The sequence below is a fragment of the Helicobacter sp. MIT 05-5293 genome, assembly GCF_000765665.2.
GTDB lineage: Bacteria > Campylobacterota > Campylobacteria > Campylobacterales > Helicobacteraceae > Helicobacter_C.
Genome location: NZ_JROZ02000001.1, coordinates 439,387 through 463,740, shown reverse-complemented (window position 1 = coordinate 463,740; position 24,354 = coordinate 439,387). Strand labels below are relative to the sequence as shown.

At 37.8% G+C, this 24,354-nt stretch carries 20 protein-coding genes and 1 tRNA gene; 9 read left to right on the top strand and 12 right to left on the bottom strand.

Annotated features, from left to right (window positions below; genetic code table 11):
* Positions 1–2: 2 nt before the first annotated feature.
* Positions 3–743: a glutamate racemase gene (gene murI, locus LS68_RS02340; RefSeq protein WP_034369387.1), complete on the top strand. Its 741-nt coding sequence runs from the start codon at positions 3–5 to the stop codon at positions 741–743.
* Between the two features lie 31 nt (positions 744–774).
* On the opposite strand, the gene LS68_RS02335 is transcribed toward murI, so the two are convergent.
* The 4 genes from LS68_RS02335 to pheS form a co-directional block, all read right to left on the bottom strand.
* A complete protein-coding gene (locus tag LS68_RS02335) occupies positions 775–3,060 on the bottom strand; it encodes a PD-(D/E)XK nuclease family protein (protein ID WP_034369385.1) in 2,286 nt (761 codons plus the stop codon).
* Positions 3,057–5,018, bottom strand: coding sequence for a transketolase (tkt, locus tag LS68_RS02330; protein WP_052100115.1), 1,962 nt, complete (start codon positions 5,016–5,018; stop codon positions 3,057–3,059). Before tkt ends, LS68_RS02335 begins: the two co-directional genes overlap by 4 nt.
* Positions 5,019–5,164: 146 nt before the next feature.
* Positions 5,165–7,567: a phenylalanine--tRNA ligase subunit beta gene (gene pheT, locus LS68_RS02325; protein WP_138090825.1), complete on the bottom strand. Its 2,403-nt coding sequence runs from the start codon at positions 7,565–7,567 to the stop codon at positions 5,165–5,167.
* Complete coding sequence (pheS, locus tag LS68_RS02320) at positions 7,567–8,568, bottom strand: phenylalanine--tRNA ligase subunit alpha (RefSeq protein WP_081950869.1); 1,002 nt, start codon at positions 8,566–8,568, stop codon at positions 7,567–7,569. The genes pheT and pheS overlap by 1 nt, the downstream gene beginning before the upstream one ends.
* Before the next feature lie 129 nt (positions 8,569–8,697).
* On the opposite strand from pheS, the gene LS68_RS02315 reads away from it, so the two are divergent.
* Positions 8,698–9,030 carry a histidine triad nucleotide-binding protein gene (locus tag LS68_RS02315; protein WP_199741462.1) on the top strand — a complete coding sequence of 111 codons (333 nt, stop codon included), beginning with the start codon at positions 8,698–8,700 and terminating at the stop codon, positions 9,028–9,030.
* Between the two features lie 59 nt (positions 9,031–9,089).
* On the top strand, positions 9,090–10,448 hold the full coding sequence (locus LS68_RS02310) for an MATE family efflux transporter (RefSeq protein ID WP_034369870.1): 1,359 nt from the start codon (positions 9,090–9,092) through the stop codon (positions 10,446–10,448).
* A 49-nt stretch (positions 10,449–10,497) separates the two neighbouring features.
* Here LS68_RS02310 and pgeF read toward each other — a convergent pair whose 3' ends face one another.
* Positions 10,498–11,289 carry a peptidoglycan editing factor PgeF gene (pgeF, locus tag LS68_RS02305; RefSeq protein ID WP_034369872.1) on the bottom strand — a complete coding sequence of 264 codons (792 nt, stop codon included), beginning with the start codon at positions 11,287–11,289 and terminating at the stop codon, positions 10,498–10,500.
* A gap of 157 nt (positions 11,290–11,446) precedes the next feature.
* Here pgeF and nrfH point away from each other — a divergent pair, with 157 nt between their 5' ends.
* The 4 genes from nrfH (at position 11,447) to LS68_RS02285 (ending at position 15,361) form a co-directional block, all read left to right on the top strand.
* Entirely contained in the window at positions 11,447–11,956 is a 510-nt protein-coding gene (nrfH, locus tag LS68_RS02300; protein WP_034369874.1) for a cytochrome c nitrite reductase small subunit, read from the top strand.
* Between the two features lie 17 nt (positions 11,957–11,973).
* On the top strand, positions 11,974–13,824 hold the full coding sequence (locus tag LS68_RS02295; protein ID WP_034369876.1) for an ammonia-forming cytochrome c nitrite reductase subunit c552: 1,851 nt from the start codon (positions 11,974–11,976) through the stop codon (positions 13,822–13,824).
* A 120-nt stretch (positions 13,825–13,944) separates the two neighbouring features.
* Positions 13,945–14,958, top strand: coding sequence for a hypothetical protein (locus tag LS68_RS02290; RefSeq protein ID WP_034369879.1), 1,014 nt, complete (start codon positions 13,945–13,947; stop codon positions 14,956–14,958).
* A 4-nt stretch (positions 14,959–14,962) separates the two neighbouring features.
* On the top strand, positions 14,963–15,361 hold the full coding sequence (locus LS68_RS02285) for a diacylglycerol kinase (protein WP_034369881.1): 399 nt from the start codon (positions 14,963–14,965) through the stop codon (positions 15,359–15,361).
* A 40-nt stretch (positions 15,362–15,401) separates the two neighbouring features.
* Here LS68_RS02285 and LS68_RS02280 read toward each other — a convergent pair.
* Positions 15,402–15,478 (bottom strand) — tRNA-Arg (locus LS68_RS02280).
* Positions 15,479–15,590: 112 nt separating this feature from the next.
* On the opposite strand from LS68_RS02280, the gene gap reads away from it, so the two are divergent.
* Together gap and LS68_RS02270 are read left to right on the top strand one after the other, a co-directional pair.
* On the top strand, positions 15,591–16,577 hold the full coding sequence (gene gap / locus LS68_RS02275) for a type I glyceraldehyde-3-phosphate dehydrogenase (protein WP_034369882.1): 987 nt from the start codon (positions 15,591–15,593) through the stop codon (positions 16,575–16,577).
* Positions 16,578–16,586: 9 nt separating this feature from the next.
* Positions 16,587–17,843 (top strand): glucose-6-phosphate isomerase, encoded by a 1,257-nt coding sequence (locus LS68_RS02270; RefSeq protein ID WP_034369885.1) that lies wholly within the window; start codon positions 16,587–16,589, stop codon positions 17,841–17,843.
* Here LS68_RS02270 and LS68_RS02265 read toward each other — a convergent pair.
* From LS68_RS02265 to hisH, 6 genes are all read right to left on the bottom strand, one after another.
* Positions 17,840–18,802, bottom strand: a complete 963-nt coding sequence (locus LS68_RS02265) for a TIGR01212 family radical SAM protein (protein WP_034369887.1) — start codon at positions 18,800–18,802, stop codon at positions 17,840–17,842. The two genes, LS68_RS02270 and LS68_RS02265, sit on opposite strands and share 4 nt — an antisense overlap.
* Entirely contained in the window at positions 18,802–20,211 is a 1,410-nt protein-coding gene (gene purF / locus LS68_RS02260) for an amidophosphoribosyltransferase (RefSeq protein ID WP_034369889.1), read from the bottom strand. The genes LS68_RS02265 and purF overlap by 1 nt, the downstream gene beginning before the upstream one ends.
* Positions 20,212–20,271: 60 nt before the next feature.
* A complete protein-coding gene (gene dapB / locus LS68_RS02255) occupies positions 20,272–21,045 on the bottom strand; it encodes a 4-hydroxy-tetrahydrodipicolinate reductase (protein ID WP_034369891.1) in 774 nt (257 codons plus the stop codon).
* Positions 21,046–21,054: 9 nt separating this feature from the next.
* Positions 21,055–21,990, bottom strand: coding sequence for a thioredoxin-disulfide reductase (gene trxB, locus LS68_RS02250; RefSeq protein ID WP_034369893.1), 936 nt, complete (start codon positions 21,988–21,990; stop codon positions 21,055–21,057).
* Positions 21,991–22,144: 154 nt separating this feature from the next.
* Entirely contained in the window at positions 22,145–23,590 is a 1,446-nt protein-coding gene (locus LS68_RS02245; protein ID WP_034369894.1) for a catalase, read from the bottom strand.
* Positions 23,591–23,715: 125 nt separating this feature from the next.
* Positions 23,716–24,354, bottom strand: coding sequence for an imidazole glycerol phosphate synthase subunit HisH (gene hisH / locus LS68_RS02240; RefSeq protein WP_034369896.1), 639 nt, complete (start codon positions 24,352–24,354; stop codon positions 23,716–23,718).

Sequence of the window (24,354 nt, the reverse complement as noted above, 5' to 3'; positions counted from 1 at the left end):
CTATGAGAGCAGGCGTATTTGATAGCGGCGTAGGCGGATTAAGTGTCCTAAAAAGCCTTATTAATGCCAAACTTTTTGAAGAAATTATTTATTACGGAGATACCGCTCGTGTGCCTTATGGAGTAAAAGATAAGCAAACAATCATCAAATTTTCACTCCAAGCTCTTGATTTTTTTGCTCCTCATCAGATTGATATTCTTATCGTTGCTTGCAATACCGTGAGTGCTTACGCACTTGATACTATGAGAAGTCATGCAAAGATTCCAATTATTGGCGTAATTGAGCCGGGTGTGCTTGCCTTAAAAAATCAAATCGCAGATACAGATTCTGAAACACTCATCATCGCTACAAAAGCGACAATCGCATCAGGAGAATACGAAACAAGATTGCGTGATATTGGTTTTTGGAATCTCAAAAGTCTTGCGACAGGGCTTTTTGTCCCCATAGTCGAAGAAGGCATCTTTGAAGGGAAAGTCTTAGAGAGTGCCTTTGAATACTATTTTCACAACATTAAAACTCCCCCTAAGGCGGTGATTTTAGGTTGCACACACTTCCCGCTCATTTCTAAGGCTCTTGATGAGTATTTCAAACACCAAAGTTTGCTTATCCATTCTGGGGAAGCCATTGTCGAATATTTAGAAAAAAATCTCCATCTCAAATCGCAACACCCTCTTAAATCGCTCAAATTCTATTCAAGTGATAATACTTCTGAATTAGTCAAAGTCGCAAATAAATGGCTGTAAGAGATTCTAAGAATCTTTGCAGAATCTCAATCTAATCACGATTACATATTTCTACAAAATCACAATAGCGGCAAATGGAGCGATTTTCACAAGGGTAAAATTCAATTTCACCCTGTAATGCGGATAAATTCTTCAAAAGCTCTTCATCTTTGCCTTGCACCTCATTGTGAATCTCGCCCCCTTTAATATCCCAATACTGCATTTGTATTTCTAAATGGGCATATTGAGGGAATAATGCGCTTATAGACCTTGCGTAAATATTCAATGCAAAATCACTCATCTTTTTGGGTTTATCTTCTAAGCTAAAGTGATTTTTGTATTTGTAATCAATCACTTGCAAAATCTGCCCCGATTTTTGAATCCTATCGATGCGCCCTCTAAAACAAAAATCACCAATTTTCACCTCACATTCTTGCTCCAATGCAAGAATTTCAATATCATTATTTACAGGGGCATCAATATCAAAAAACCGCTCTAATTCCAGCTTCAAAAGCTCTATTTGCACCTTATGTAAAGCACTTTGACAAGACATCGTTTCAAGCCATTGCCACGCTTGAGTTTTAAGGACTTGAGCATCAAGCCCTTTTTTACCTATAAAATGGCGATACACATCATACAAACATTGATGCACCAGATTCCCCATAAAGGCGTTATCCTCCGAAGCTTGTGGGGCAAGATTTTGGAGATATTTTAGATAATACTTACGCCGACATTCAAGCAAGACTTTCAGCCCACTAGGAGATAAAGTCGAAGGCAAGATACCAAAGAATCTATCTTCTTGATAAGGGTGTGTCTGTCCCCCTTGTGGCAAAAGCGCATAAAGTGAATCTCCATTCTTCAAATCAACTTGCGTTTTATCGCGTAATTCTTCAAGCATCATACTTTGGTGCATATTTTCATTTTCAACATAAGCGATAGCCACCTCATCAGCATTGCGAAAAATCCCGTAATAATAATGCTTTTGCAAAGATTCTTTATCTCTCATGGTAGGCATTTTAAGAAGCTTTCTGATGCTAGAATTTAAAAATATATCACTATCTTGAATTTTAGGAATCTTATCTTCATTAAAATCTACAATCACTGCCTTTTTAAATCGAAACCCTCGAGATTCTAAAACACCTATCACGCGTATTTTCCCACCTACAACATCATCAAGTCTCACAGCTTGTAACTCCTCCAAAAGCAACTCAAGCATTTGGACTTGTGTGTATCCTTCAAAACCAACCCTGAAATTTTCCCACTCAAAAATCAAATGATAAATAGATTCAAGTTCCTTGCTATACTTTTCTTGGGAGACTGATTCTAATAATGAAGCAATCCATTCAGAGAGATTTTGTGGTAAAGGTGAAGCATCTTGTGAATCTTGCAGTTTCTCAAGATAATCGCAAAGAATCTTATAAGGCTTACTTTCGCTAAGCTCTGTGCCCATTGCATAATTGAGATTCCTTGCTTTATCAAATAAGGCAAGATATTTTATAAAACCCTCATCAGGCAAAATCACGACAATATCTTCTTCTTGAACACCTTGTTGAAGCCATTGCTCAATCTTGGCAAAAATCAACGCAACTTGACTGATTGCAAGTGAAAAATGATAAGCCTCGATTCTCGCCAAAGGTGGCAAAGGTTTTTCTTGGATTATCTCCATTGAAGGAAATTCAAGAGTGTATCGATGATTAGGTCGGCAATGAAGTGCTTTCAAATCGACAAAAGACAAAGGAGAACAATGCTCATCAAAATCAAAATGCACTTTTATCGGTGTGATTTGCGCAATTTGAGCGAGAATCTTTTGTTCATATGCAGTGAGCATTCCCTCAATATAAAGATCAATGCTCTTAAAACCCTTGATAAATGCCTCATTAACACATATTTCCGCATCAGGAGGCAAAATCAAACGATCATAAAGTTTGTATTGCTCAAGTTTTTGAAGATAAGCTTCATAAATCTTTTGAAGGAGTGCAAGGTGATTGTCATAATCGCCATAAGTATCTGCCAAAGGTATATCTTGAATACGCACTTGAGATTGAGCAATCTCGTCAAAAAATCCAAACACAAATTGTGATGATTCTAAGAATCCTAAAAAACTTTTCTCAAAAACTAATTTTGTGTTTTCTAAAGCCGATTCAAATTCTTTTAAAACACTCATCATCAAAGGTAAGCGCAATGATTGAGGCAAGGCTCTGTATCCTCCCTTGATCAACACACAGGAAGTAAAAAACTCCCCCAAAAGCATAGTAGGTGCTAAAAGCCGCTCACTCTCCAGAGACTGCAATAATGAGCGTTTAGAGCTATAAACACAAAGTGCTAAGAGAGGATTCACTCACAACTCACTTGATCACTTGCTTCTTTGACAATACGCGAAACACTAAATCCAAAATGTTCAAACAACTGATCGCCCTTACCTGACGCGCCAAATCCTTGCATACCAATCACTTTATCCGCAAAAGCATACCATTCTAATCCCCTTGAAGCCTCAATCGCAATAACTTGAGAATCCTTACACATTGTCTTGATGTATTCTTTTGGCTGCTCAAGAAGCAAATCAAAACAAGGCACGCTGATAACCTGCGTCTTAATGCCAAGTTTATCAAGTTCATAAGCACTTCTTAGCGATAAATCCACTTCACTACCACTCGCCATGAGTGTAATATGGGGATTCTCACAAGATTTGAGCAAATATCCGCCTTTTTGAATCTGCTCTTTAAGTGAAGAAGAATACTCCGCAACAACAGGCAGATTCTGACGACTTAATACAAAAGCGCAAGGCGTGTGGCTTTCAAGAGCAATTTGCCAACACGCAATATTTTCGTTTGCATCAGCAGGGCGGAAAACTTTCAAATTTGGCATTGCGCGGAAATGACTCAATTGCTCGATAGGCTGATGTGTCGCCCCATCTTCACCCACGCCGATACTATCATGTGTCCAAATATAATACACCCGTGTTTTCATCAAGCTTGCCACACGCACACTCGGCGACATATAATCACTAAAAACAAAGAAAGTTGCGCAAAAGGGTAAAAATAAGCCAAAATTTGCCACACCATTGCAAATCGCAGCCATTGCGTGTTCTCTGATACCAAAATGCCAATTCTTACCTTGTGGGAAATCACCCTCATCGTTAAGCTGTGTATTATTTGAAGGTGCAAGATCTGCACTTCCCCCAATAAAACCTTCAATTGCTTGAGAAATGCTATTGAGAATCTTACCATTGCTTACGCGTGTCGCTAAAGATTCCCCTACTTTAAATTGCGGATAAACAATGCGTGAAAAATCCGGTGATTGCATCGCATCAAAACGTTCCTTGGTGATTTGAGGGAGATTCTCATAGTTTTTATGCCATTGCTGATACCAAAGCTCTCCATTTTCTTTCATCATTCCAAAGCGAAAAGCTACATCTTCTGGCACAAAGAACTTTTCCTGACTTAAACCCAATGCCTCTTTTGCTTTTAATATGAGCTCTTCGCCCAAAGGCGCACCATGAGCTTTATGACTTCCTTCCATCGAAAGTGCATTTTTAGCAATTGTAGTATGCGCAATAATAATTGTTGGCAATACAGATTCATAAGCTTGCATCAAAGTATCGTGAATCTCTACAAAATGATGTCCATCACACTCTAGCACATTCCAACCTTGCGCACTGAAACGCTTTACAATATCTTCGCTCATTGCGACACTAGTATCACCCTCAATAGTAATGCGATTACTATCATAAATCAGAATCAAATTAGAAAGCTTGTGATGCCCTGCGAGTGAAGCTGCTTCGTAACTAATCCCTTCTTGCAAGTCTCCATCACCGCACAAACAATACACCTTATGATCAAAAATCTCACGCCCGTAAAGATTCTGTGCGTATTTACTTGCCATAGCCATTCCTACAGCATTTGCTACACCTTGCCCTAGTGGTCCAGTCGTGATTTCAACACCTTGAGTATGTCGATATTCTGGGTGTCCGGGCGTCTTAGAATGTATTTGCCTAAAAGAACGCAAATCCTGCATACTCACATCAAATCCCCATAAATGCAGCAAAGCATAAAGCAGCGCACTTGCGTGTCCTCCACTAAAAATGAGTCTATCACGATTAAGCCATTGAGGATTCTTAGGCGAAAGGTGAAGATGAAAACTTAGCACCGTTGCAATATCAGCTAATCCCATAGGAGCACCCGGGTGTCCGCTATTAGCTTCTTGCACCATATCTGCGCATAAAAATCGCAATGTATGAGACATTTTTTGGAGTATTGCTGTATCTTCGAGTGTGATTTTAGGTAAATCTCTTGGCATCTTAATATCCTTAAAAAAATATTGAATCGCACTCATATCTGATACGATTCAAGAAAAGCATTTATAAAGCTTATTGTGCCTTGTGCTTGCTAATAGAGACCTTAGAATCTATGGTATTTGTATGATCCCGCCACAGATTTGAGAATCTACACGCGTAATTTTGCACCAAAACGATCCTGCAAAATCTCAAGCACATTTTGCACAACTGCATTGAGTTCAGATTCTTGAAGCGTGTGCTTATCGGATTGAAGCACCATTCGCACACTTAAAGCAATCTGCTCACCCAATGCCTTATCATAATACACATCAATAGGATAAATATTTTTGAGATATTGTATCGATTCTTGTGTGAGTGTTTCACGCACCTTATAAAAGGGAATATGACGATCAATAAGAATAGTCAAATCACGATAACTCTTTTGAAATTTCGAAAATTCATTTGCTTGAGCAAGAGAAATACGACTCATATCAAGAATCACTTCACAAATAAATGTCTCTTGGAGATCCAAATCTATCGCTATCTGTGGGTGAAGCTTTGCAATAATGCCGATAGGCTGATTTTTTTGATACACAAATGCACTTTGATAAGGGTGCAACAAACGCGTATCACTGAATCCAAATTGCTCTAACAACACATTAGCATTATCTTCATCACTGATATTTTTTAAACTCACATCTCCCAAACACGCATTGCACACATTTGCAAAAGCAAAGAAATCCCATTTAGCAGACTTGATATACGGATAACATTCATCTTGAATATAGCCACTTGCAACCATTGCAAGTTGAGTTTTCTCTTCTCGTTTTGGTGTATAAGTGCTACCGATTTCAAATAATGCGATATTTTTAAAGCCCAGATTCTCATTGCGTTTGATAGAATCTAACAAAGAAGGCAAAAGGCTTGTGCGAAGCGTGTCAAGCTCATTTGTAATAGGATTAAGCAAATCAAGATTCTCATCAAGTGTTTGCAAACCTAATGCTTGAAGCTTACTTTTTGAAGTAAAGACATAATGAATACACTCGCTAAATCGATGAGTGATAAATCTTTGTGCAAGTTTGCGAGTATTCTTATAGGTAAAATACACTTCATCAAGACGATTACCTTCTGCAGATTCTAAAGGTTGAGAAGAGATATTATCAATCCCATAGATTCTTAGCACTTCTTCGGCAATATCTTGAATACTATGAATATCATGGCGATAGTGAGGCACTGAAATCATAAAGAAATTTTCATCGCAAGTTACATCAAGCTTAAAGTTTAATCGCTTTAAAATAGAGGCAATCTCTTGTCTGTCAAGCTGTATACCAATGATTTGATTGATTGCTCTAAAGGTTGTTTTAATACTGACCTCTTCACTGCGTTGCATAATACTATGTGTGCCTGAATATACTAACACATCGGCAGTATCAACCATTTTTTTACATAAGAAATCAATCCCTTGCTCCAAATCGGGATTGCTTCCTCGAGAAGTGCGATAAACCAATTGAGGATCGTTTTCAATACGATGTTCATAAAGTGCTTCTGCGATGATATTTGGATTAGCATAACTTGCTTCGATAATAAAAATTTCTGATTTTGTCGCAAAATCTTTATCCCCATGATACACGCCAATCACAGAAAGTTTTTTATCACTAAATACCGCTTCCAAACCATTTTCATCTTTTTTGATACGCAATTGAGCAACCAAACCATTATCAAGCACTAAATCTTTACTTTCACAATCTCTAAGTCTGTAAGCATTGAGAATCACACCTGTCATATAAGTGCCATATTCAAGGAAATTGTGAATTATGTCTTTATTTAAGCGTCCATTATAAGCCAATATAAGAGCGACATCAAGCGGTATATGTGCTTGTTTGACTTCAATCACACGATAAAGCAAATACGCATCAATTTTCTCATCAGTAAGAATCTGCAACACTCTTCCTAAGCCCAATGTAATGACATTATCCATATCAATCTCAAGCTTTAAACGCAAGTCGTAGCAAGTCGCAAGTTCTCGTGCAATACCCAATACACTTAGACAATCTCCACGATTAGGCGTTACGGCAACATCAATGATATAATCATCAAAAAGTGGCAATTGACCCACTTCCTTGCCTAACTCTAACCTGCCGGCGGTTTGATCTAATATCATAATGCCATCATTAATCGCAGGCAATCCCAACTCTTGACTTGAACAAAGCATTCCGCAACTTTCTACGCCCCTTAAATTTGTTTTTTGTATCAAAAGTTCGCCGCTTTTTGTATGTGGAATCAATGCACCCTCAAGAGCTACAGCGACATATTGCTCGGTTTGCACATTTTTTGCCCCACATACAATCTGCAACACTTCATCTCCCACATCGACTTGACACACACTAAGTTTATCAGCATCGGGGTGCAAAGTCTTGCTAATAACCTTACCGACAACAACCTTAGAAGGGATACAAATGCGATTTGAGGATTCGACTTCTAAACCAATACTGCTAAGCTTAACACATACTTCTTCCATATCTAAATGAGATATATCAATAAAATGTGATAACAAATACTTTGTAAAAATCATTAAAACTGCTCCAATACTCTCAAATCTGTCTCAAAAAAACTACGCAAATCATTGACTCGGTGAATCAGCATAGCAAATCGCTCTACACCCAAACCAAAAGCATATCCGCTCACATCTTTATAATCAACCGCCTCAAAAACTTTTTGATTGACAATACCGCAACCAAGCACTTCTAACCAACCCGTATGAGAACACACACGACAACCTGCACCCTCACAAAATACGCAGCTAATATCTACTTCCGCACTAGGTTCTGTAAAAGGGAAAAAACTTGAGCGAAAACGAATTTTCACATCGCCAAACATATAATGCAAAAAATCCTCAAGGATAAACTTTAAATGCACGAAACTGACTTTATCTTTTTGCTCCACGACAAGCCCCTCGACTTGATGAAACATCGGTGAATGTGTCAAATCATAATCCCTCCGGAAAACATTTCCGGGTGCAATCATCGCAATAGGCAAACTTTTACTTTTCATCGCACGAATCTGCACCGGCGAAGTATGTGTGCGCAAAAGCATAGAATCTTTAAAATAAAAAGTGTCTGCCATATCCCTTGCAGGGTGTGATTTAGGGAGATTGAGTGCTTCAAAATTATGAAAATCATCTTCTACTAATGGACCTGTGCAAAGTGAAAAATTCATACCCACAAAAAAATCGATAATTTTATCCATTGTTTGATGAATCGGGTGTCCATAGCTTGTTTTACGCAATGTGCTAAACAAGCTCGCATCAATGGATTCTTTTGCAAGTTTTTCTTGAATATCTTTTTGCAGAATCTGTGTTTTTGCTTCTGACAAAGCATTTTCAAAAAGTTCTTTTAGCTCGTTAATCTCTTTAGCAAAAGCCTTTTTAGCCTCACCCTCAAGATTCTTTAATGTGGCAAATTGCTGGGTAAGAATCCCTTTTTTGCCTATTGCCTCAATGCGCAAATTCTCCAAATCAGAAAGATTCTGCACTGCTTTTACCCTATCTACCAACGCCTGTATTTGCTCTTTCAATACTCTTCCTTTCTTAAATACAAATCAAAGAAAACAAATATGTGATTGTATCATAAATTATGGATTCTATCAGATTTAAAAAGCTATAATAAATGATATTTTGATGACTAAAATCTAAAGGAGAGAATGATGACAATTTTTGAAAAAATTGTTGCGGGTGAGATTCCTTGCAAAAAAGTGCTTGAAAACGATTCTTTTCTTGCTTTTTATGATATTAATCCGAAAGCTCCTGTGCATATTTTGGCAATTCCTAAAATTTGTGTTAAAGATTTTCATCTTGCCTCTCCTACGCTTTTAGGAGAACTTTGTGCTTTTACGCAAGAAGTCGCCAAACATGTGGGGCTTGATAAAAGTGGGTATCGTGTCATTACCAATATCGGCGATGATGGTGGGCAAGAAGTGCCTCATTTGCATTTTCATATACTTGGTGGCGGCAAGCTTGCATTTCCGACATTAGCATAAGGCTTTGAATCTTGCAAAAAATATCATAACCTCAAAATTCAATCCAAAAAGTTTTACAAATGAGTTCTTATAGTTTTTCTCAAAAAAGTAGAAAAATCCTAAAAATTGCCCTTCCTGCAGGCGGAAACTCTCTACTTGATATTCTTAATATCGCTATAGGAATGTATTTCATTTCACAAATTTCATCTGACCCACAAACAGCTAAAGAACACTTAGCAGCCTTAGGGCTAGGAATGAATTTTTGGATGTTTTTATTTGCCTTGACAACAATTGCTTATATTGGCACAAACGCACAAATTTCAAGAGCTTTTGGAGAAAAAAATATTTCTAAGGCAAACAAGATTCTTGGCACGATGACGCTGGGTGTCTTGGTGTGTTCTTTACCCATTTATCTTCTTGCTCGTTTTTTGAGTGAGAGTTTTTTTGATTGGATGGACTTGGGAGAGACGACCAAAGAACTTGGTATGCTCTATCTCAAATGGATTCTTTGTGGTATTCCTGCTTTATTTTTAAAGACGATTTTTATTTCTGCACTTTCAGCTACTGGGGACACAAAGACAGCATTTTATATTAAAATTTTTGCTACGCTATTAAATATCTTTTTGAACTATCTTTTGATTTTTGGTTACCCTACTTTAGGCATTGCTCAATACGGAATCGTGGGTGCTGGAATGAGCAATATGATAATCACCTATTTTGAGACATTGATTCTAGGGGTCATCTTGTGCAGATTCCATAAACACTTGCAGTTACGCTTTTGTTTTTCTCAAAACTTCCTCAAAAATGCACTCAAAATCGGCATACCCTCTGGGCTTGAACGAGGATTCACAATTTTGTCTTTGACACTTATTACAAAATTTATGGCAGATTATGGTTTAGAAGTCATCACAGGCTTTCAAATCGGCTCAAGAGTAGAGAGCTTTATCCTTATGCCCGGCTTTGGCTTTCAAGTCGCAGCAATGGCTTTAGTAGGGCAAATGCTTGGGGCTAAACGCATAGACTTAGCAGAATCGTTTGTTAAAACTATTTTATGGCTTTCATGCATCACAATGGGAATCTTGGGTATATTACTTTGTATATTTGGCGTAGAATTATCCCAAATCTTTAGCGAAGATTCTGCAGTTATCCGATATTCATTTTATTATTTACTTGCTGTGGGAATCTCACAAATACCTTTGATTGCTATTTTTGTCCTTGATGGAGCATTGCGAGGGTGTGGAGCGACAAAGCTTTCGCTATGGATAAACACCCTAAGCATTTGGATTCTGCGTATTTTACCAATGTGGCTTTGCACAAGATTCAATCTCAATGCAGAATTAATTTTTGCCATCATTTGTGCCGAAACTTTTATCCGCGGTGCAATCTTTAGTATAGTATTTAAAAAAGGTATATGGAAACATTATATTGCACGATTATAGATTCTATAAGTCAAAATAACTTGTGCTTTGGGCTAAATTGCGATTCTAATCAATGCTGCTGAAGCATTGCGATAAGTGCAAATCGACCTGTGTGAGATTCTCTCCGATAAGAATACAACATTGGCGAACAACACGAACAACGGGGATCAATCTCAACTTGAGCATCGGCTACCCCTAATTGTTTGTATTGCTGTTTAAGACACGCTATCAAATCAAGTCGGGAAGTATCATTAATCATAGCCCCAAATCCCTTTTTGAATGCTTCTTTTTTCACATCTTCGCCTACTTCATAACAACACGCTCGTATAGAAGGACCTATATACATTAAAATATCTTTAGCTTGCGTGTGATAAAGTGCAGACATTTGCTCCAAAGTATGGGGGATAATTTCCTCAAATACCCCTAAACGACCTGCATGCACGACTGCCAAAATATGATGAAAAGTATCATAAAGCAAGATAGGATTACAATCTGCCACCATTACCATACAAAGTCGTTGTGGAAGTGCAGTAATAATCGCATCAGCTTCGCCTAAATGAATACTATCTGCATGAGGGAGAGATTCTGCAAGCATCTGATCTAAAACAATGCTTCTATTACTATGAATCTGCGTCAAATAATATAATGAAGCAAGAGGTGAGCGAGATTGAGAGCATAAAGATATTTCTTGCAAAACACGCTTACGATTAATATCAACCAAAGTCTTATCATCATTCACATGATAAGCGAGATTAAGTGTATCAAAAGGCTTGTTGCTCACTCCTCCGAAACGATCAGTAACAGCAAAAAATACAGGTTGATTTGCAAATGTAAGACTTTCCGAGCTTTGATACACAAACACACAAATCTCCTATATAATAATTTACAAATAAATACTTTCTCATTTTATGATTGTATTTGATATAAATCAAAAAAACTTTTATGAAAAAATGGGTAAAATTCTATCGAGTGTATTCTTAAAGTTTCTCACTCGGCAACAACAAATTAAGGAGGGTTTATTGAGAAAGAGCAGACAGCAAAAGTCGTCCTCCGTTCTATCAAGCGTTTTCACGATTCTTGTGATTGTAATCATTGTGGGATTATGCTATACATTTTATAATGCTAAGGGCATATCCTACTTTAGCAATAATTCAGAAGCGTGTAATAACTGCCATATAATGAACGAGGTGTATCACGACTATCTTAGTGCTCCCCACTCTCAAAAAATTGCGGGACACCCACGCGCGACTTGTAATGATTGCCATTTGCCTAGTAGTTTTGTATCAAAATGGATTGCAAAAGCTCAAAGTGGTGTTGGACATGCCTACGCTTTTACTTTTAACTTAGATTCTCTACCGACAAATTTGAATGCTAATCAAAAAAGTAAAGAAATGGTGCAAGAAAACTGCGTGCGATGTCATATCGACTATGCACAAAATGCGGTTAATCCCACAACAATACCCGGACATAACAATGCTTTGAGTTGCGTATCATGTCATGAGGGTGTAGGACACAAACGAGGATTCTAGAAAATAAGGAGGAAATAATGCAGAAAAAATCAGGAACGCTACCTATACTCACTGTTGTAGCTATAATCGTTATCGTGGGTCTTATATGGCTCAATCGGGATATTTCATCAAAACAAGCAAACAATACAGGGGTGATCTCTAAACAGCTTGTTGAACTCACTGATGAGAATCCAACATTTGACTTTTGGGGTAAAAATTTTCCAGAATATCTTGATATGTATCTCAAAGTCGAAACAGAACAACCAAAATACACAAATTTTGGAGGGAATCTGTCCTATTCAAAGCTCATTCGTTATCCACAGCTTACAATCTTATGGGCAGGCTATCCTTTCAGTATTGACGCAAATGAAGAAAGAGGGCATTTTTGGATTCAAGTAGATCAAATGGATACTGCACGAAACAACAAAGATTTCCTCAACGCTCATGGATTTGCAAAATTTGGCGGACAACCTGCAGCATGTATGAATTGTCATAGTGGCTGGACACCTTGGCTTATCAAAAATGTCGCCAAAGATGATTTTGTAGCCTTTAACAGCACAAAATATTGGACAATGATCAAAAATGTCCCCACAAGAAATGGTATCGAAGAAGGTTCTGAAGCACATGGTGGTCCTCATGGCGGCAAAAGAATGGGTGTAACTTGTGCAGATTGTCATAATCCTGATGATATGAGTTTAAGAATCGTGCGCCCCGCATTGATCAATGCACTTGTCAATAGAGGTTATCAAAAAGACGATTCTCAAGGAATTAAAGCAGACAGAAAAGAAATGCGAACTCTAGTGTGCGCACAATGCCATGTCGAATATTACTTTAAACCTACTGGCTCAAAGGTAAAAGTCATGGGAGAAACCATTGCATCAGACCCAAGTCAAAAATGGTGGAATGGCACACAAAAAACCTATGACGAATTTGAACATTGGAGAGATGGCAATAAAGCGACTGAAATCGAGGTCGATGGTATTGATTTAGTTTTCCCTTGGAGTGCTTGGAAAAAAGATCAACCATTCAGAATCGAAATGTTTGATGAACATTACGATAATGCAAGAGCAATATTCGAACAAGATTGGACACATAAAGAAACAAAAGCATCAATGATTAAAATTCAACACCCAGAATTTGAGCTTTTCAGCGGTGGTGTGCATGCAGCTAATGGTGTGAGCTGTGCAGATTGTCATATGCCTTATATCAAAGGAGCAGGCGGCAAGAAAATCACTCAACACAATGTAACTTCACCTTTGTTTGATATTAATTCAGCTTGTAAGACTTGCCACACTCAACCCGAAGAGTATCTCAAAAAGCAAATTGCAGATATTCAAAAATCAGTTGCATTTGACTTAAGAAGTGCAGAATATGCGACAGTGAGTCTTATTTTTGACATCAAAAAAATGAGAGAAGAATTAGGCAAACTTCCTGCGTATCAAACTGATGGAAAACCTGATGATGCGAAGATTTCAAAAGCTCTTCACGAACCACTAGAACTCCACAGAAAAGGTCAAATGAGGGGAGATTTTGTCGGTGCAGAAAACTCTACAGGATTCCACAATCCTCGAGAAGCAAGCCGAATGCTTCTTCAAGCTGTTGAAATGGCAAGAATGGGTCAAACTAAACTCGTTGAAATCGCCAATCAAAATGGTATCAAAGGCTTTAAGACTTCGAATCTTGGATTTGAAGATATTCAAAAATTCAATCCGGGTGAGATCACTTATAAAGTCGATGTGAATGGGCATTCTGCAGGAGAACGCTACTACAAGCATCAAGAAATCAATGGTGCTGCTCCACAAGAATTGCTTGATTTAGACAAAAATACCAAACCTTATAATTTCAAGGTAATTGATCAAATCTCCAACGAAGCAAAACCTGCAAAATAATTTTAGTCTCTAGCCCTTAGGCTAGAGATACTTTCTCTCATTTTCTACAGAATCTTTGGCAAAATTTATTATTTTTATTCTATAATTCCTACTAATTTTCACATTCAAAAGGATCAACAAATGAAAAAAATCGTTGTTATTATATTGGTAATAGGGGCTATTTTAGCCGTAGGTTTAGGGGTTATATTGTCCTCTAAGAGCAAAGAAATCAAATCACATCTCCAAACGAGTTTGAATCAAACAATGGAGAAAATGGCAAAAGAATATCCTTTACTTAAATCATATAAACCCTTTGAATGTAGCGGTTTAATCAATGTAAGCTGTTTCAGTAAAGAAATCGTTTTGGGTGAAGATCAAACCCCAATCGAATTCATAATGCAAGATGCTGGATTTGAAATCATCAGCATGGATCGTTCTGCATTGCAAATTGATACAAAAATCAAAGCTATGCACATCAATGCTCTTCAAAATGCTAATAATGCAATCATCGAAAATACTGCGTTAGCAACACCTTTTATCCCCCGCTCTTTGTCATGTAAAATTAAACTTAATACCAATCAAGATCAGTTAGACGAAGATTCACATTGCGAATTAGAAGCTGGGAACGCGTCTTATACATTTGGTGGGAGTGAAAGCTACAAAGATCCATCATTTTCTGAATCTAACATTGCAGACATTGTAGAAAACTTCTATATCAAAGCACTTGCTGCAGATGTAGAAAACATTGAAGAACTACAAGAAAATTACAAAAACACACTTTATCGACTTTCAAACTTCAATCTCCATATCAAAGACAAAGGCTTAGGCGAAAATCTTTTCAATATCGCTAAGTTAGAGCGAGAAAAACAAGGCTTGTCTTATAAAAAAGAAGAATTTGAGCGTGATATTGCTAATGCTATCTCTGCAGCATTGTTTGGTGTAACCTTAGCTCTTGGTGAGCTACCCTATCAAGAGGAGATTCTGACATTTGCTGATAATCTAGTATTGCTTTTAAAAGGTGAGAAAAAAGATATTAGTTTGATATTCCAAGTCAAAGGCGGGCAAGAAGTGCAATTCCTTAGTATTGATGATTTCTTGCAGAACCCTGCTTTGCTCAAAGATAATTACGAATTGATCGTGTCTGCAAATCAATAATACAATGGAAGATATTAAACGCAACGATAAAAAAGGAAAAAGAGGCTTCAAACGCCTCTATAATGCCTTTTTCTACTCGCTTGACGGCATCAAATCTGCGTGGAAAGAAGAAGAGGGATTTCGTCAAGTTTTCAGTATCAGTATCATTTTGAGTATTGTGGCTTGTTTCTTAGCACAAAGTTGGCAAGAACTTATCCTTTTAATCCTACCTTGTGTGATTTCTGTCATTGCTGAATTAGTCAATTCCGCGATTGAAAATGCGATTGATTTTACAAGTCTTGAGATTCACCCACTTGCTAAAAAAGCTAAAGATATGGGCAGTGCTGTCCAATTGATTGCTTGTTTGTTTATTGCATTTGTGTGGATAGGGTATGTGATTGATCGTTTTGTGCTATCAGTCTGATTTACACAAACCATACAGAATCTATTACATAATGAGAATTTGGTGTCCCTGATGCGATTTGAACGCATGACCTCACGATTAGGAATCGTGTGCTCTATCCAGCTGAGCTACAAGGACTCTAATCTGAAATTCTACATTCATTTACGAGATAAATCAAGATTCTAAGGCGAATTCACCTAATTTATGCTAAAATATTAGCTTCATTGTTTGATTTGAGAAGGAGAATATTATGGCATTCAAAATGGCAGTTAATGGCACAGGCAGAATTGGGCTTTGCGCAATAAGAATTATAAGCAAACGCGATGATGTGGAATTAGTAGCAATCAATACGACAACAAACATTGACACCTTAGTGCATTTGCTCCGATACGATTCTGTGCATAGCTCTTGCGAAGTGCAAAAAATTGATGAACACACATTGCGCATTGGAAAAAGCCAAAAAGTAAGAATCTTGAGTGATAGAGATCCAAACAATCTTGATTTTGGCGAAGCAATATGTGTCATTGAATGCACAGGGAAATTTAATTCATCAGAAAAATCAAGTGCGCATCTTAAGGGCAATGTCAAAAAAGTCGTCATCTCTGCACCCGCAGACCAAACACCGACTTTTGTTTATGGTGTCAATCATACTGCTTATAAAGGTGAAAATGTCATATCCAATGCTTCATGCACGACAAATTGCCTTGCTCCAATTGCCAAAGTGCTTGATGATACTTTTGGTATCGAAGATGGTCTAATGAGCACAATACACAGCTATACTAATGATCAGAATCTCCTTGATGTCAAACACAAAGATTTAAGACGCGCACGCGCAGCAGCACTTAATATGATTCCAACAAGCACAGGCGCAGCAAAAGCGATTGGTCTTGTATTGCCTCACTTGAGCGGCAAACTCAATGGTATTGCGATACGCGTCCCTACGCCCGATGTCAGCTTGGTGGATTTAAGTGTGAATCTCAAAAAAGCTGTGAGCAAAGATTCTATCAATCAAGCTTTTTATGACGCACAGAATACATCAATGAAGGGGCTAATTCTTGTTGATGATGAACAACGCGTTTCAAGCGACTTTATCGGATCGAATTTTAGCGCAATTGTCGTGCCCGATAAAACCATCGTTGTGGGTGAAAAAAGTGCTAAAGTGCTTGCATGGTATGACAATGAAATGGGCTATACTCATCGCTTGATTGATATGAGTGTATATGTATGCCAACACTAAGTCTAAACAATGATTGAATTCAAACTGCATTTTGATAAAGAGCTTCTAGATTCTCTTACTTCCTTTCAAGATGCGCTTTTTGAGGGAATCTATCAAGAAAAGCTTTCTCAAAAAAGCGGCTATTATCATCTGCCTTTTGAACAAAATGCGATTGAAGAGACAGCAGACTATCTTAAATATCATCAAGACTTTTTGAGCAATATTTCTCATCTTATTATTGTTGGTATTGGTGGGAGTTCTCTAGGGCTTAAAGCAATTGATTCGCTTCTGAAACACTTGCCTGCACGCAAAGCAATGCAAGTTATATTTTTAGAACACACTGACCCCATTTACACCACTTGCGCACTTCAAAATATTGATATGCAAAAAAGTCTCTTTATCGTTATTTCTAAATCCGGCACAACAATCGAAACTTCCTCATTGCTCAAATTTATTTTGCAAAAATATGATTTGCTACGCAATGAAACAAGCAAAAAACATTTGCTTATTATCACCGATCAAGATTCTCCTTTGGAAAATTGGGCAACATCAGAGAATCTTACGCATTTTAAACTCTGCCCAAACATTGGCGGTCGTTTTTCAATTTTAAGTATTGTAGGGATACTGCCGCTAGGGATTCTCGGATTTGATACAAAAGCTCTTCTTCATGGGGCAAAAAATATGATGCAAGGATTCTTTAAACGCTCCGAAGACCATATCTTGCAAAAAGCCTTAGTATTTGCATCTCGCAAGAATCAAACACCGATAAATGTATTGTTTTCTTATTCAAGCTTGTTTCAAGATTTTAATGCTTGGTATGTGCAGCTATGGGGCGAAAGTCTTGGCAAAATCAATACAAAAGGAGAAAAAACAGGTCTAACTCCTATTGCTCTGATTGGAAGCATTGATCAACATTCTTTTTTGCAGCTTATCGTGCAAGGGATAATGGACAAAAGTGTAACTTTTCTCGGTATAAATCCTACTTATAGCCGTGAGCCACGCATTCCAAATATCTCCTTAAAATACCTTGAAGCAACGGATTTTGTAAATGGGCAAGGTTTCTCAACCCTGCTTAACAAACAACAATTAGCAACCATGCAAACGATACAATATGAGGGGATTATGACTGATGAAATCAGTATCACACATCTTTGCGAAGAAAGTGTAGGTATGCTCATTGCATACTTTGAGCTTCTAACCTCTTGTGTAGGACATCTCTTTGAAATCAATACTTACGACCAGCCTGCAGTAGAGTTTGGCAAACAAAGACTTAAAAAACTCCTTTAGTATTCAATCCCTACTTCCCTTAAACGATCCCTCAAATATCGCATTTGAATATTTTTATCAAAACACCACTTAGGTGCAAGTAATGTATCATCATGAGCCCCTGCACTAATGCGTTGAATCACAATATCAGGAGGGATTTTTTGCAAAGATTTGACAATTAAATCACTAAAGCATTCCATAGTGATAGGCTCATATTGTCCTTCTTTATACATTTTGGCAAGTCTTGTGCCATTAACAACATACAAAGGGTGGATTTTAATCCCATCAATCCCCCATTCCAAAACAGAATCTAAAGAATGAAGCATCATATCGGGCGTTTCTTTAGGAAGACCATATATAAGATGAGCGCACACTTTAATACCTAAGGCACGAGTTTTTTCAAACATTTCTTTTGCACCCTCAATCTTATGCGCACGATTAGTAAGTGCCAAAGTCTCATTATAAACAGATTGGATACCATACTCAAGCCAAATTTCCTTACCCTGCTTGACATATTCTCCTAAAAGCTCCAAAACAGAATCTTGCACACTATCAATACGCGTGCCAATACTCATTCCTACGACATTAGGCAGACTTAAAGCCCTATCATAAAGCGTTTTAAGTGTGTCAAAAGGCGCATAGGTGTTTGTATAAGATTGAAAATAAATCATATACTTGCTTACGCCAAATTTTTCTTGATGAAAATCTGCGTGCCAATGAAACTGCTCTTCAAGTTGCTGAATCTGTCTGTCTAACAAAGGATTATGCTGGAGTGAAAAATTCATCTTTGTTTGAGAAATTTTATCAATCTTCACAAGACTTGGCGAGAAACTCTCATTATCACAATAAATACACCCGCCCTTTGCAAGAAACCCATCAATATTGGGACAAGTAAAACCCTGCAATGAAATAGGAATCTTTCGCACACGCAAACCAAATCGTTTTTTAAAATATCGCCCTACACTTAATACAACGCGCATCAGCACCCTTTAGTATGCGTAAGCGTATATGTGTCAATATACTTCCCATCAAAACAAGCCTTACAAAATGTTTGCTTATCTCCTGCTATGCTTCTAAGCAAGCCTTCTATAGATAAGAATCCTAAAGAATCCGCACCAATAAAATTCCGCACCTCTTCGATACTTTTATTTGCACAAATCAGCGATTCTTTATCAGGCGTATCCACGCCATAATAACAAGGTGAAATTGTAGGAGGAGAGCTTATCAATAAATGAATCTGTTTTGCACCTGCTTGACGCAAAATTTTGATAATCTGCTTGCTTGTTGTCCCTCGCACAACAGAATCATCAATAACAATAATACTTTTACCCTTGATAAGTTCTTTAATAGGATTAAGCTTCAAGCGCACTTTGATTTCGCGCATTTTTTGAGTAGGCTCGATAAAAGTGCGTCCGACATAGTGATTCCGAATGATTCCTAGCTCAAAATCAACACCGCTTTCCTTACTATAACCAATCGCAGCAGCCACTCCAGAATCTGGGACAGGGATCACCATATCTGCTTGAATCTGATGCTCTTTTGCTAGCTCAATACCCATTTGTTTGCGTGCTTGATAAACATTGCGTCCAAAAACATTACTATCAGGGCGCGCAAAATACACATATTCAAACACACAAGAAAAAGGGGAAGATTCAAATACTTTGATACTTTGAGGTTGGGAATTTTGAAAACTATAAGCTCCATCAAAAATCAACATCTCACCGGGTTCAATATCCCTCACAAATTCTACGCCCGCAAGATCAAAAGCGCAAGTCTCACTTGCGACCATATATCCTATACTTCCATCTTCATTATGAATCTTACCCAAACTCAAAGGTCGCAAACCATAGCGATCACGGACTACAAACATCTTGCTACGCGAAAGGAAAACAAAACTATACGCCCCATCGACATAATGCAAAGCATCAATGATTCTGTCTTTAAGATGTTCTTTTTGACTACGCGCAATAAGATGTATGAGATTTTCAGTATCAAGATGGCTTTGAAAGATTGCTCCTTCTTTGATTAGCCCCTCACGGATTTCCTTAGCATTGGTAAGATTACCATTATGGGCAATGGCAATTTCACCCAAATCATATCGTGCAAATATAGGTTGTGCATCATTGATAGAATCTTCGCCTGCAGTAGAATAACGATTATGCCCAATAGCCGAGCGTCCCTGTAATTTTGCTAATCGCCGATCAGTGAAAATTTTTGTAACCAATCCATTGTTTTTGATTGTTGTGATTTTGCTTCCGTTAGAAGCAGAAATGCCACTCGCCTCTTGCCCACGATGTTGCATTGCAAAAAGAGCGTAATAACTTAAAACGCTCGCGTTATCGACATTATATACCCCTACAACAGCACACTCTTCATTCCAGCTTTCCATTTATCCTTGCCTTATGTCTTAGATAATTGTGATTGTATAGAAAGCTAACATAAAAAGTTCTTAATGTAATCCCAATGCGTCTTCAATACTATATAAACCATTTTTTTGATGCGCCAACCAACTCGCCACTTCTAACGCGCCTTTAGCAAAAGTAAGGCGAGAAGTAGCATTATGCGTAAGCTCCAAATATTCACCATCGAGATAGAATCCCACCGTGTGTCTCCCTACGACATCTCCTCCGCGCAAACTCATCACCGCAATTTCTTCTTTACTTCTCGCGCCAATATTGCCATCTCGACCACTGATACGAATATTATCGAGATTTAGTCCCCTAGCTTTTGCACAGCTTTTCGCAAGTGTAAGTGCTGTGCCCGATGGAGAATCTTTCTTATAACGATGATGAATCTCGCTGATTTCAATATCGCTTTCTTCAAGGATTGCAGCAACTGAAGCGGCAATTTTATTAAGAATCGCCACACCTCTACTCATATTGGTCGCATACAAAACAGGCATTTTAACAGAGGCTTCTTCGATCAAATGATAAATCGAAGAATCAAGCCCCGTTGTGCCAATCACAATAGGTTTGGGTTGCAAAAGAGCTTGTTCGAGTAAAGATTTAGTCGCTTGCGGTGAGGAAAAGTCAATCACCACATCACTAGACTGCAGCAATACTTCCAAGCTATCTGTAACCATTGTGCTAGAAGGTAGTGAATAATGAAGCTCATTACGCACATAAACACTTGATAAAGCAAAATGTTTATGATGATTGAGAATCTCTTCGATAAGCATTTTACCCACACGTCCTGTCGCTCCAAAAACACCAACCTTTAGCATTTTTAATCCTTATTTATGTTCGAGATATGCAATTGCTTGCAAAGCTGCAGTAGCCCCATCGCCCGCTGCACAAACAACTTGTTTAGGTGCATTGATACGCACATCACCCGCAGCAAATAAACCGGGTATATTTGTCTTCATTGATAAATCCACCTTGATACTATTATAAGCATCACATTCACAAAGCATTGAATCATCATCTTGTTTTAAAATTCCTGTATTCACATCATATCCGACAAAGATAAAAATCCCTAACACATTAAGCGTGAGAATCTCTCCGGATTGGGTTTTTTTGATCACGATAGCATTCACACCTGAAGCATCGCCTTTAATTTCTTCTACAACTGCAGGAGTAATGATCTCAATCTTATCATTTTGTTTCACATGTTCAATCGTGCTTGGTGCGGCACGAAATGTATCTCTTCGATGCACTAGATAAACCTTAGAGCAAATTCTGCTTAGATAAACAGCCTCTTCTAAAGCTGTATCACCGCCACCAAGCACAACGACTTCTTTATTTTTATAAAAGAATCCATCGCAAGTCGCACAAGTGCTCACACCTTTACCCCAATATTCATCTTCTCCTTTGACACCTGAACGCTTAGGTCTCCCACCAGCAGCAAAAATCACTGCTTTCGCTTCATCGACACTGCCATCAGCTTGATGAATATAAAAAACATCATCTTTTTTGCTGATTTTACTAACTTCTGCCATTTTGTGCGTAAGTCCAAAGCGAAAACATTGCTCTTGCCATGGTTCCATAAATTCCATACCGCTTACAATATCTTTCACGCCCGGATAATTTTCAATCTCACTGCTGCCTGTGATTTGCCCACCGGGCATACCTTTTTCAAATAAAACAACATTTTTAATGCCGCCTCTTGTCGCATATAGTCCTGCACTTAATCCAGCTGGACCTCCACCAATAATTGCCAAATCTATCATTTTGTATCCTTATCTATTCTTGCAAAAAAATACTTTGCTGTATTATAATCTTCCTAAAATAACAAACCCATTAAAGACTATTCTTGACATAAAACCTACCAAGTTTTTGTATCAAGAAAATCATTGCAGCTTTGAAACTACAACGATATTAATATTACTTAGAGAATCTCAAGATTCTATTTGCATAATCTTCATCAACCTTACGGAAATGAGAAATCGCCAAATCAATAATGTCTTTTGGCACGCCTACCATACTATTGGCGATATTTTCGCATAGTTCATCTTTTTGTTTCTCACTCATAAGATGATACAAATCACGCGGCTGTGTATAATAATCCGCATCATCAGCACGATAATCCCAATGCGCAATCATTGAGCTTTCTTGAAACTTATGCGTATCAAGTGTAGGCTCTTTGAATGCTCCATCATCGGCATATCCCGGAAGTGAGCTAGGATTGTAGTTTAATTTACTGCCTGCTTCGCCATTTTGCATCAAACCATCACGATGCGTGGTCGCAAATGGACATTTTGGAGCATTCACAGGAAGTTGAGTGTGATTGATACCCAAACGATACCTTTGTGTATCGCCATAAGCAAATAATCGCCCTTGCAACAAACGATCGGGGCTATAACCGATGCCCGGAATGATGTTAGCAGGATTAAAAGCAGCTTGCTCTACTTCGGCAAAATAATTTTCCGGATTTTTATTAAGCTCAACGATACCAACTTCAATCAATGGATAATCCTTATGACTCCACACTTTTGTAACATCAAAGGGGTGGAATCGATAAGTTTTAGCATCAGATTCAGGCATAATCTGCACGCAGAATCGCCATTTTGGAAAATCACCTTTTTGAATTGACTCATACAAATCTCTTTGATGTGAATCTGGGTCTTCTCCACTTAATCTTTGTGCTTCTTTAGCAGAAAGATTCTCAATTCCTTGCATTGTTTTAAAGTGAAATTTCACCCAAAATCGCTCATTTTTTGCATTAATAAAGCTGAAAGTATGACTACCAAATCCGTGCATATGACGAAAAGTGCGAGGTATCCCACGATCACTCATCAATGTAGTAATTTGATGCAAAGCTTCAGGAGTTAAGCTCCAAAAATCCCATTGTGCAGTAGGATTCTTAAGATTTGTGCGTGGATCGCGTTTTTGTGTGTGAATAAAATCAGGGAATTTTAAAGGATCACGGATAAAAAATACCGGTGTGTTATTGCCAACCAAATCCCAATTTCCCTCTTCAGTATAAAACTTGACTGCAAATCCGCGTGGATCGCGTTCGCTATCAGACGAACCTCGCTCACCCGCAACGGTAGAAAATCGAATAAATAAAGGGATTTTCTTTCCTACTTGAGCAAAAATCTTTGCGCAACTATAAGAGCTAATGTCATTAGTGATTGTAAGTTCTCCATAAGCTCCGCTTCCTTTAGCATGCACAACGCGTTCAGGAATACGTTCTCGGTCAAAATGCGCTAATTTTTCCAAAAACCATGTGTCTTGAAGGAGTAATGGTCCTCTTGCACCTACGCTTTGTGTATTTTGGTTATCGCCAATAGGTCTTCCTACACTAGAAGTCAATAATGAATGTTTCATATTCGATCCTTTTTTGTTAAATTTGAAAAAATATTATGAAACACAAAAGCAAACACTTTATTAATAATTTTTATCAATTAAATATTTTTATTATTGTTAGAAAACTTTTATCAAATGATAGAATCTCATAATTTTAAAAAATTTTCTAATAGTTTAAGTCCCATATCATGGCTTTTTTCAGGGTGTGCTTGAATCCCAAAAATATTCTCTTTATTGACAATAGCAGGAAAAGTATAACCATATTCACAATAAGCCAAAACATATTGTTCTTGTGTCTTTGCGTGAAAACTATGCACAAAATAAAAGAAATATGGCTCATTGGTTTGCTCAAATAAAGCACTAGCTTTACCTTGAGGTGTAAGAATACAACGATTCCAACCCATATGGGGGATTTTAAGATTCTGTGTTCGTGCTTTATCAAAACCTATGACCTTGCCTTCAATCAACCCCAAACCTTGATGAAAGCCAAACTCTTCACTGCTATCAAACAATAACTGCATTCCCAAGCAGATTCCTAATAATGCCTTGCCACTTCGGGCAAACTCATTCAAACTCTCTATCATTTGAGAATCATACAAATGCTTCATTGCATCGCCAAATGCACCAACCCCGGGCAATAAAAGCTTATCATAGAATCTAAGCTTGCAAGGATCAGATTCTATACACACATCAAGAGACTTTTTAGAATCTCGCTCAATCTTACTAAACGCATTTTGCACACTTCCTAAGTTACCTACTTGATAATCAACAATCCCTACTTTCAT